General features: G+C 67.0%; 13 protein-coding genes. 11 read left to right on the forward strand and 2 right to left on the reverse strand.

All coding sequences use genetic code 11. The features are described 5' to 3' along the window. Window positions 1-10: 10 nt before the first annotated feature. The 9 genes from DMC18_RS00690 to DMC18_RS00720 all read left to right on the forward strand — a co-directional run bounded on the left by DMC18_RS00690 (window position 11) and on the right by DMC18_RS00720 (window position 5,818). Window positions 11-823 (forward strand): hypothetical protein, encoded by an 813-nt coding sequence (locus DMC18_RS00690; protein WP_110122218.1) that lies wholly within the window; start codon window positions 11-13, stop codon window positions 821-823. Between the two features lie 55 nt (window positions 824-878). Next, window positions 879-1,232 (forward strand): hypothetical protein, encoded by a 354-nt coding sequence (locus tag DMC18_RS00695; protein WP_110132612.1) that lies wholly within the window; start codon window positions 879-881, stop codon window positions 1,230-1,232. Between the two features lie 103 nt (window positions 1,233-1,335). Beyond that, window positions 1,336-3,057 carry a phage terminase large subunit gene (terL, locus tag DMC18_RS00700; protein WP_158285817.1) on the forward strand — a complete coding sequence of 574 codons (1,722 nt, stop codon included), beginning with the start codon at window positions 1,336-1,338 and terminating at the stop codon, window positions 3,055-3,057. Between the two features lie 1,034 nt (window positions 3,058-4,091). Beyond that, a complete protein-coding gene (locus tag DMC18_RS25795; protein ID WP_158285818.1) occupies window positions 4,092-4,265 on the forward strand; it encodes a hypothetical protein in 174 nt (57 codons plus the stop codon). After that, complete coding sequence (locus tag DMC18_RS25800) at window positions 4,262-4,417, forward strand: hypothetical protein (RefSeq protein WP_158285819.1); 156 nt, start codon at window positions 4,262-4,264, stop codon at window positions 4,415-4,417. Before DMC18_RS25795 ends, DMC18_RS25800 begins: the two co-directional genes overlap by 4 nt. Before the next feature lie 300 nt (window positions 4,418-4,717). Further along, on the forward strand, window positions 4,718-5,134 hold the full coding sequence (locus DMC18_RS00710) for a hypothetical protein (protein ID WP_110122215.1): 417 nt from the start codon (window positions 4,718-4,720) through the stop codon (window positions 5,132-5,134). Window positions 5,135-5,229: 95 nt separating this feature from the next. Then, complete coding sequence (locus DMC18_RS25805; protein WP_158285820.1) at window positions 5,230-5,382, forward strand: hypothetical protein; 153 nt, start codon at window positions 5,230-5,232, stop codon at window positions 5,380-5,382. Next, entirely contained in the window at window positions 5,382-5,606 is a 225-nt protein-coding gene (locus tag DMC18_RS00715; RefSeq protein ID WP_110122214.1) for a hypothetical protein, read from the forward strand. Before DMC18_RS25805 ends, DMC18_RS00715 begins: the two co-directional genes overlap by 1 nt. Further along, a complete protein-coding gene (locus DMC18_RS00720) occupies window positions 5,606-5,818 on the forward strand; it encodes a hypothetical protein (protein WP_110122213.1) in 213 nt (70 codons plus the stop codon). Before DMC18_RS00715 ends, DMC18_RS00720 begins: the two co-directional genes overlap by 1 nt. Before the next feature lie 68 nt (window positions 5,819-5,886). Here the strand turns inward: DMC18_RS00720 and DMC18_RS00725 are convergent, their stop codons facing one another. After that, entirely contained in the window at window positions 5,887-6,270 is a 384-nt protein-coding gene (locus DMC18_RS00725; protein ID WP_146217932.1) for a hypothetical protein, read from the reverse strand. A gap of 674 nt (window positions 6,271-6,944) precedes the next feature. On the opposite strand from DMC18_RS00725, the gene DMC18_RS00730 reads away from it, so the two are divergent. After that, complete coding sequence (locus tag DMC18_RS00730; RefSeq protein WP_146217933.1) at window positions 6,945-7,394, forward strand: winged helix-turn-helix transcriptional regulator; 450 nt, start codon at window positions 6,945-6,947, stop codon at window positions 7,392-7,394. 3 nt (window positions 7,395-7,397) lie between these two features. Further along, entirely contained in the window at window positions 7,398-8,516 is a 1,119-nt protein-coding gene (locus DMC18_RS00735; protein ID WP_110122210.1) for a site-specific integrase, read from the forward strand. 166 nt (window positions 8,517-8,682) lie between these two features. Here the strand turns inward: DMC18_RS00735 and DMC18_RS00740 are convergent. Continuing rightward, a partial coding sequence (locus DMC18_RS00740; RefSeq protein WP_158285821.1) for a substrate-binding domain-containing protein occupies window positions 8,683-9,074 on the reverse strand: 392 nt, incomplete at its 5' end.

Below are 9,074 nucleotides of genomic sequence, written 5' to 3' on the forward strand. Positions count from 1 at the left end.
TAGGAGCATTTTGCAAACCCAAGCCCCCCGCCCCGCCCGGTCCCCGACCGGCGGGTTCGAGGCGGTCGCCCTCTTCGATCCCGAGAGCGGCCAGCCCATAGTTTTCGCCTCCGGCATCACCGGAACTCCTGCCGCATCCTCGAATGCGATCCTGTTCGACGTGGACCTGACGGGCGTTCAGACCCTCCTGGCCCAGCTCACGGGTACGTGGGGCGGCTCGGTGGCCTTCGAGGCCTCGATCGACGGGGCCGTCTGGTTCTCGATCGCTGGCTACCGCGCCGACACGGCGGGAGCCGCTGCCGTCACATCGACGAGCGCGAACCTCGTCGTGGCCTTCCCCGCCATCGCCAAGCGCATCCGTGCGCGCCTGGCCTCATACTCGTCGGGAACGGTCAATTCCGCGCTGTTCCTTACTGACGTCCCGGCGGTCTCCGTACTCAATTTGCAGGCCTTGCCGGCCGGCACGAACGTAATCGGCGGCGTGACCGTCGCCACCAAGACAACCGGCGGCACTTCTGCGGCCCGCATCCAGACCGCCTCGGGGTCCATCAAGACTTCCGCTGGGCAGCTCTACGCCTACGACTTGATGAACACGACGGCCGCGCTCCGCTTCCTCCAGATTTACGCCAAGACCTCGGCGGGCATTCCCGGCACCGATACCCCGGTGCGGACGATCCCCTTCGCCGCCGGCCAGGTGAAGACCTGGGAGAACACGAGCGGCTCGGCGGTGACCTCAGGCCTCGCCTTCGCGATCACCACCGACGCTGCCGGTGCCACCCTGGCCGCCGCCGGGGACATCGTCGGCACGATCGACTTTGCCTGATCCCCTCCCCGGGCCTCGCTGCCCGGGGACTTTCCCTATTCTCCACGGACCCCTCATGCACCTAGCCGAGACCTCGGCGTCCCCCTCGGACGCCCGAGCAACGACCCCTGCGCCGCAGCCTCTGCGCCGGATCAACGAGGCCGAGCTGGCCACGGCCCTGGCCGACTGGTTTGCCGGCAGCGACTTCGCCGCGAGCGACGCCATGTGGCTCCCCTACAAGCAGGGCGTGAACGTCCAGCTCCGGGCCCGGGGCGACTACCTGTTTCACAAGGACACCCTGGTCGCCACCCGCGCCCCGTTCCCCGAGGTCATCCCGGGCCGGAACACCGCCGCCCTGCGCGACGCCCGCGCCGTGTGCGCCGTCGTGATCCGGGGCGACCACCAGGCCCTCTACGGCCTCCCCACCTAGTCCGAGAGATCAGGCCTCCGACCGCCCGCCGGCTACTGCCCCAGCCGGCACCCGTGAACACCCTGGTCAACCCCCAGGCCACGGGGGCGGGACGGCCCTGCCCATGCTGTCCTCCAAGGAAATCCTCCAGGCCGACTTCCTGAAGTTCGTCTGGTACGTCTGGACCCGCGTGCTGTCGCTCCCGAAGCCGACCCGCATCCAGCTCGACATTGCCCTCTACCTTGCCACGGGCCCCCGCCGCCGGTTCATCCAGGCCTTCCGGGGGATCGGCAAGACCTTCCTGACCGCCGCCTACGTGGTCTGGCGGCTGTGGAAGAACCCCCAGCTCAAGATCATGATCGTCTCGGCGAACGAGACCTTCGCCACCGAGATCGCCACCTTCATCAAGCTGATCATCGAGGCCGACCCCATGTGGGCCGAGCTTCGCCCCCGGATCGGCCAGCGCTCCAGCGCCATGGCGTTCGACGTCGGCGGTGAAGTTGAGACCCCCGACAAGTCGCCCTCGGTGAAAGCCGTGGGCATCACCGGTCAGCTCACGGGCTCGCGCGCCGACATCCTCATCTCCGACGACGTCGAGGTCCCGAAGAACTCCGAGACCGAGACCATGCGGGAGAAGCTGGAGGCCAAGACCGGCGAGTACACCGCGATCCTGAAGACCACCGAGGAAGCCGAGATCATCTACCTCGGCACCCCGCAGTCCCAGGAGTCCATCTACCGCCGCCTGCCTGAGAAAGGCTACGGCGTCCGCATCTGGCCGGCCCGCTACCCGCTGGCCTCGAAGATCGCGGCCTACCTCGGCCACCTGGCCCCCATGCTGCTGGCGGACATCGAGGCGGACCCCGAGCTGTGCAAGCCCAGCGCCTCGTCGCTCGGCGGCAAGCCCACGGACCCCGAGCGATTCACCGAGATGCAGCTGATGGAGCGGGAGGTCGAGTACCGCCAAGCCCCGTTCCTTCTCCAGTACATGCTCGACACGTCCCTGTCGGACGCGAACAAGTTCCCGCTCAAGACCCGCGACCTCGTGGTCATGGACGTCCACCCCAAGATCGCCCCGGTGCGCCTGGCGTGGGCCGGCGGTCGCGAGCAGGTGCTCCCTGACCTCGTGAACGTGGGCTTCGACGGCGACCGGTTCTGCAAGCCGATGTTCGTCTCGCCCGACTGGGTGGATTACTCCGGCTCCGTCATGCACATCGACCCCAGCGGCCGGGGCAAGGACGAGACTGGGTACGTCGTCACCAAGTTCCTCCACGGTCAGATTTACGTCCGGCAGTGGGGTGGCTTCACCGAGGGCTACTCCGAGGCGACCCTCCAGGCCCTGTCGAAGATCGCGGCGGACGAGGGCGTGAACAAGATCGTGGTCGAGAGCAACTTCGGCGACGGCATGTTCTGCCGCCTGCTGGAGCCCGTGCTCGCCCGGGTCCACCCGTGCGCGATCGAGGAGGTCCGCTCGTCCGGCCAGAAGGAACTCCGAATGCTCGGCGTCCTCGAACCGGTCCTAGCCCAGCACCGCCTGGTCATGGACTCCAAGGTCGTCGAGCGCGACCTGGCGCACCCCGAGCTGGTCCGGCGCGGCCTCTACCAGCTGACCCACCTGACCGCCCAGCGCGGGGCCCTGAAGCACGACGACCGCATCGACGTCCTGTCGCTCGGTGTGGCCTACTGGACCCAGTACCTCAACGCCGACCAGCAGAAGGCCCAGGAGGCCTACGACCGGAAGCAGAACGAGAGGTGGGAGAAGCAGTTCTTCGCCGGGACGATCCTCGGGGGCAACCTGAAGAAACCCGGGGCCGGCCCCCGCCGTGGAGCCGGACGTCGCATGAGGTGAGCTTCGGGTGGACCAGAGGTTCTACTAGGGACCTACGTCTACCTGTCTAATCACCTAGGTATGAGCCTGGGTGTAACCTCTAGTTCTTTACGTAGAAGGGTCGGGCCCTCTTTCAAGGGGGTCCGATCGTTTCTGGGTCAGAAATCCGAAGCGGCATGTACGTGGTGGCTTCTGTCCCACTCCCCCCATGGGGTGGGCCCGGGGGAACCGCCCGGCTCGCCTGGGGTCCGCCTGAGGCCTGACACATGGGTCCTGGCACGCATCGGCGGCACACTACGACGCAAGCCCTTGATTTCACTGCATGTGAATGGCGGGACAAGCGCCAAGGGGCGACGGCAGGTCAGCAAGCGGCGCACCTGGGGACACCCTGGGCCGCCCTGTTGGCCTGCCGTGCGTTCTCGGCGTGCCTCCGGTGTACCCTGCTTTTTTCGCTAGGCTGGCCTAGGGTCGCCCCCTGACTCACCGGGAGGGGCTGGAGTGAACTGGAAGCGCGGACTGCGGCGCGTCGCCGTCGTGTTGACCGTGATGTACGCCGGGGCGGCCCCCTGGTTCATCTGGAGGCAGTGGGAGGAAGGGTGGCTGTTCCGCCCCATCCACGTTGCCTACGCCGTCGGCCTCTGGGTCGTCGCCTACCTCGCTGCCTGTCTAGTCCTCTGGGTCGCCTACAGTGTCGGCCGTTGGTTGGTCCGGGGGTTCCTCGACTAAGGCCACACGCCGGGGTCCTGGCCTGGGGCAACACGGGGCGAACCCGGGGGCGGCCGGGGGATTGCGCCGGGGCCTGCCTGGGCGGCCTGTTTCGCCGGGCTAGGGACTTTTTATTGCGTCAGTGCATTTGATGGATTGACGCAATCAATCTGATTTGCGAGAAGCAGGAACACCGGGGCGGCGACGCACCGGACGGGCTCCGGCCCGGCTCTTTGACATCGTGAACATGCGTCGCGGCCTGACACCGGCCGCCTGAGGAAGGCCCATGGAAGGGCCGAAACGCATACTTGCGTAAGACCATCCAATGGCCTTGCGCAACGGGAGGCACCATGCACCGCTACCAAGTCTTCGACTGCACCACGACTGTCGGCGTCGCCGCCGACTTCCACGGGCCGCGCTGGGCCGCCCGATGGCTGGCCGTGGTGCTCACCAAGCTGACCGGCCGCTTCCACGACTACGGCCGCCCTGAGGGCTGCTACCCGGCCTGGGTGGTGGAGCGGTGATCCTCCCGACCTACTACGAGGAGGGCCGCCGGGCTTGGCGCACCGCCAACGGCCCATGCCCCTATGACCCCGAGAGCGACCGGCCTTCCGAAGTCGCCCGCTACCAAAGCTGGATGGCGGGATGGTGGGACGAGGAGGCCGACCACAAGTAGCCGCCTGATGATGACCGCTTGAGACACGGTCGAAACGCCCTGTGGGCGTCGCGGCGTCTCACGTCCGCCCGCTGGCCGACCGGCCGTCGGCCTACAACGGAGGGCAAAGCGATGCCTAGGCTGAGCTTTGGGGTCCGCTGGAAAAGCAAAAGGACCAGGTGGTCGTTCCACCTAGTCCTTCGGTTGCTCTAGCCAGCTACCCGGTCCTCGGCGCTCCAACGCCGGGGGCCACCTCCGAACCCTACTCCCGACAACCCAGGACAGCAAGAGGACCGCGCCTAGCCGCGCGGCTGCAAACCCATGGCCGATCTCGACCTTCAGCGCCTCCGCGCCGCCATCGTCAACCGCGTGGACACCTTCGAGACCCACGGCATTCGCGCCGCGCTCCTCGACTGGGCTCTTGAAGACGCGGCTTACGAGGCCAACGACCTGGGCGACGCCCTAGGCGCCGTCCAGCGCCGTCTGGAGACTGTCGATTGCGCCGCCTGTGCCGCCCCGTCCGGCCTGATCTACGACGCCGACCTTGCCCGCCGCGTGCCTGAGTGGCGCACGGAGATCGACGAGGCCTTGACCGACTACCATGACGCCGTGGGCCAACGGCCGGTCATCGAAAGCGTCGGCGGGCTCGTCTGGTTCGCCGTCGAATGGAACGCCTCCGAGATGGCCTCGATCCTCGATCGGACCCGCGCCGACATCCTGTCGGCTCTCGCCGCCTGAAACTTGCGTCAATCCATAGATCGCCTCGGGCCTAGCGCCCGGGGCTCCTGTCCAAGCCCCGGGGTTGTCCCGGGGTTTCGCTTGGAGCCCTTCCGATGCCTACCCCTCCCGCTCACCGCCCGACCAAGCGCCGCCCGGCTCCCGTCATCGAGCAGGGCCGGGGCTACGACCTCGACGGATCGCGCGACGTCCTCCGCCAGCTCGACCTGACCGGCCGCCAAGTGCGCGCCCTGGGCGGGGCGTACTGATGCGCCAGGACGACACCACTCAGCGGCTGACCTCGTCGGCCCTCCTCGTGCTCGCCGATCTGGAGGCGAAGCGCCTGCGGGCCTGGGACGCGGGGCTGCTCGATGCCTCGCGCAAATGCGTCTTCGCCGCGCATCACGTCATCATGGCCGTGACGGGGAACTACACGGGCGACCCGCGCACCATGGAGATCATGGCCTGGGCCTACGAAGAGCAGGACGCCTGATGGCCCGCCCTTCACCCCCTTCAGTCGCCGAGATCAACGCCGCAGTTGACCGCTGGATCGCCGAGGCGCGCTTCTACCCTCCCCAGCGGGCGGCCGAGATGCTGCGCTCGAAGGCGCGGTTTGTCGCCCAGCAGGCCCGCGCCCTTGCCGGTGACGCCGTGGCCCTGAGCCTCGCCGAGACCGCCCTGCTCGCGGCCGCCATGGCCGTCTAAGCCACCTGAAGATGACCGCGTGAGACACGGTCGAAACCGCCGCTGGCGGTCGTGGCGTCTCGCCTGGGTTAGCGCCCGGGTCGCCGCAAGTGAGCCTTGAGGAGGTCCGCCGCCTCGGGGCCGTACTGCGCCTCATACTGGGCCAGGCGCTCCCGCTCTTGGCGGCCGTAGTAGTCCAGCACCGAGGCCCGCGCCCCGATCATCTTCTGGCGCCCTGCGGCTTTGCACGCGGGGCACACGAGGATGCGCCGGGCGTCGGCGAACGTCGTATGCGCGCCCAGGCGGGCCACGGCTTCCTCAGGCATCCACACGGTGATCTCCGTGCGCGAGCAGCCGAGGTTCTGGCACCAGACCTCTAGCCGGTCCCCGGTGACGAGGAGGTCCCCGATTACGGGGGCTGATGGGGGCGCGTTCATGCGCCCATCATGGTCAGAACAGATGGAGAACATCAAGGCGGCGCTGCCGCCCCGGCCGTCCCCAGGTGCGTCAATCGGACTCGCATCGGGTGCGTCCAGTTCTGACGTAAACCAGAACGATAGGAGAACATATGTCCTGCCCAGTTTGTCCCGCGTTGATCAACTTCGAGATGGCCGCCGGCCGACTCGTGGTGGCCGACAAGGGCGCGTCGGTCGCACATCCCCATCCCTTCAAGCCTATCGAGGAGCGTGGCGCGTGAGGGCGTCCCTCGCCTGCTTCGTCTTCCCGATCCTGGCCTTCTTCCTCCTCGCGGCGTTGTGCCGCGTCGTCAGCTCGCTCTTTCCTGTGGATAGGCGCGCCAAACGGAAGGTCAGGAATTCACACATCCAGAGGATGCGGTAGAGCGTCTACTCATCCTAGGTCCTGCTGCTTTGGTCGTCTCCTAGACGTCGAGCTAAGCGGTAGCGGGGCCCGGTGCGCTCAACCCACCCAAGGTGCTGGTTGAGCTGTCCCGGGTAACGCGGGTCTCTTGTTAAGACCCTCCCTGACCACCTGTGGATTAGCCTTGGCGGGGTGATTGTTTCAGAGCCGCGACTGACTTAGGTCCGTCGCAACGTAAAGCCATTGGATGCGTTCCCGCAATTAATGGCCTTGCTCAAGTAATTTGCCAAGGTTAGGAGTCTGAGTCCCTTGAGAAGTGAGGCCATCAATGACGAACACGTCGAAGACCGCAGGGGCCACGAAAGGACCCGCTGTCATATCAAAAACGCTCTTGGGTTCCGCGAGCGCCTTGCAGCAATTGTCGGTGGCCCTCCAGGCGATCTCAGCCGAGGTGCCTGCACGGACGTCCGCACGCCAGTGCATGGCGTTCCTGACGGTGGCCTATCTGGACACCATGGGGAAGAGCATCACCATGTCCGACCTGCGCGAGCTGGTGGGTGAGGACAACGAAGGCCAGCCGATCCTCGGCAACTCGGTCGAACGCACCCTGAATTCGTTCCTTGAGCCGACCAAGCGCGACCCCGAGGCGCTCGGATGGCTCACCCACGAGAACGACGCGGACGATCGTCGGCGGAAGTACCTGCGCCTCACTCTGGAGGGCCAGGAAGCCGCCACCCGCTTTATCGAGGCCTATCAGGGCCGAGCACTGAAGGAGTAGGCCATGCGCCTCCGTAAGAAGCCCAGCGGCATCTGGGTCGTCGACTACACGGACGCGGCCGGCGAACGCCGCCGCGTCACCACAGGCACCCGCGACAAAGCGGCTGCGACCCTCCTTGCGCGTGACATCGTGTCCGGCATTTGCGTAAGTCCATCCACCGTAAAGACGCAAGCACCGGACGGCCGGACCACCGTGGACGAGCTGTTCCGCATGTGCGAGCAGGACATCTGGAAGCCCGGCAAGGTGAAAGCCGAGGCCACCGTCAAGTCGAACCTGAAGCTGCTTCGGGAGCGCATCGGCTCCGTTGCGGTCGTCGATCTGACCGGCGCACGCCTGAAGCTGCTCGTGGCCGACTTGGAGAATGACGGCTACGCGCCAGCCACCATCAAGCGGAAGCTGGACACCCTGTCGAAGGCGCTCGTGATGGGGCTGGAGTACGAGGACAGCAAGGGCCGGCCGATCCTGGCGGCGAAGCCGAAGATGCCGACCATTGAGGTCCGCAACTACTCCGACCGCGTCCTTGAGCCCGCCGAGGAAGCTGCCCTGTTCGCCGCCATCGAGCGTCGCCGGGCCGCCGAGCCGACCCGCGACTGGCTCCGCTTCGGGCTGCTGATCCGCTTCCTGCTGGACACCGGGTGTCGCCTGGGCGAGGCCCTGAACGCCCAGGTGCCGCGCTTCGAGGAGTTCGCCGAGCGCTGGTGGGTCACCTTCCCCATCTACTCGACGAAGAACGACAAGCCGCGCCAGCTGCCGCTCACCCGGGCGATCGAGGAGAGCCTACCGGTGCTCCTGGCCATGGCCGGTCCCGACGGCCGCGTGTTCCCGTACTCGCCGGCCAACGTCTGGTACAAGTGGACGAACCTGCGCGACGACCTGAAGCTCGTCGGGTTCGACATCGGGGATGTGAAGCTCCACACGCTCAGGCACACCTGCCTGACCAAGCTCGCCAGGACGTCTCTGCCGATCCACAAGATCATGCAGTGGGCGGGCCACAGCTCGATCGACATCACGGTCAAGCGCTACGCCCACCTCCGCCCGGAGGACACGATGGACGCCCTGGGCATCCTCGACGGGCCGGCCCCGGCGGTCACCTCCCGGTCTAAGCAACTTCTTCTTTCGTAATGGCGGTAATTGCGTCAACGCATCTAATGTTTTAACGCAGAGAACAGCGGCGGCGGGTAATTTTCTGGCACACCCAGGCCTCACAAGTGCCTGTAATTGCTACACTTAATCCCACCCTCTCCGCCATTACCCCCTGAAAATCGACCCCGCGAAAGCGCCCTCGGCGCTAGCCTGATCGCGTGCTCTCGCGCTCGACCAGCCGCGCCGGAACCACCCGCGCCACGCAGGTCGCCCCCGCCTCCAGGCCCAGCAGCTCCATCGCCGTCGCCACCAGCGCCTCGATGTCCTGGTCGAAGGAGGTCAGGCGGTAGGGAGCCCAGGCGGCCATGTCGAGATTGTCGTAGCCGACCAGCAGCACGTCGTCGGGGACCTTGAGGCCGAACGTCTCGCGCAGGGTGTCGATCACGCCGAAAGCCGCCAGGTCGTTGGCGCAGAACAGGGCGTCGGGCCGTTCCGCCTCGCCGAACAGGACCCGCGCCGCCTCCGCCCCGCTGGCGTAGTCGTAGCCGCCGCCCGCGCGCACGGCCGGCGGCAGGGCGAGCGCGGCCAGGCCATGGG

It is taken from the genome of Caulobacter sp. D5 (assembly GCF_003185805.1).
In the GTDB taxonomy this organism is placed as follows: domain Bacteria; phylum Pseudomonadota; class Alphaproteobacteria; order Caulobacterales; family Caulobacteraceae; genus Caulobacter.

What these genes read in the sequence shown, in the direction of transcription:
- DMC18_RS25805 (WP_158285820.1), top strand. Translation starts at nt 5,230, where the DNA reads ATGCCTACCCCTCCCGCTCACCGCCCGACCAAGCGCCGCCCGGCTCCC.
- DMC18_RS00720 (WP_110122213.1), top strand. Translation starts at nt 5,606, where the DNA reads ATGGCCCGCCCTTCACCCCCTTCAGTCGCCGAGATCAACGCCGCAGTT.
- DMC18_RS00730 (WP_146217933.1), top strand. Translation starts at nt 6,945, where the DNA reads ATGACGAACACGTCGAAGACCGCAGGGGCCACGAAAGGACCCGCTGTC.
- DMC18_RS00735 (WP_110122210.1), top strand. Translation starts at nt 7,398, where the DNA reads ATGCGCCTCCGTAAGAAGCCCAGCGGCATCTGGGTCGTCGACTACACG.
- DMC18_RS00710 (WP_110122215.1), top strand. Translation starts at nt 4,718, where the DNA reads ATGGCCGATCTCGACCTTCAGCGCCTCCGCGCCGCCATCGTCAACCGC.
- DMC18_RS00695 (WP_110132612.1), top strand. Translation starts at nt 879, where the DNA reads ATGCACCTAGCCGAGACCTCGGCGTCCCCCTCGGACGCCCGAGCAACG.
- DMC18_RS25795 (WP_158285818.1), top strand. Translation starts at nt 4,092, where the DNA reads ATGCACCGCTACCAAGTCTTCGACTGCACCACGACTGTCGGCGTCGCC.
- DMC18_RS00715 (WP_110122214.1), top strand. Translation starts at nt 5,382, where the DNA reads ATGCGCCAGGACGACACCACTCAGCGGCTGACCTCGTCGGCCCTCCTC.
- terL (WP_158285817.1), top strand. Translation starts at nt 1,336, where the DNA reads ATGCTGTCCTCCAAGGAAATCCTCCAGGCCGACTTCCTGAAGTTCGTC.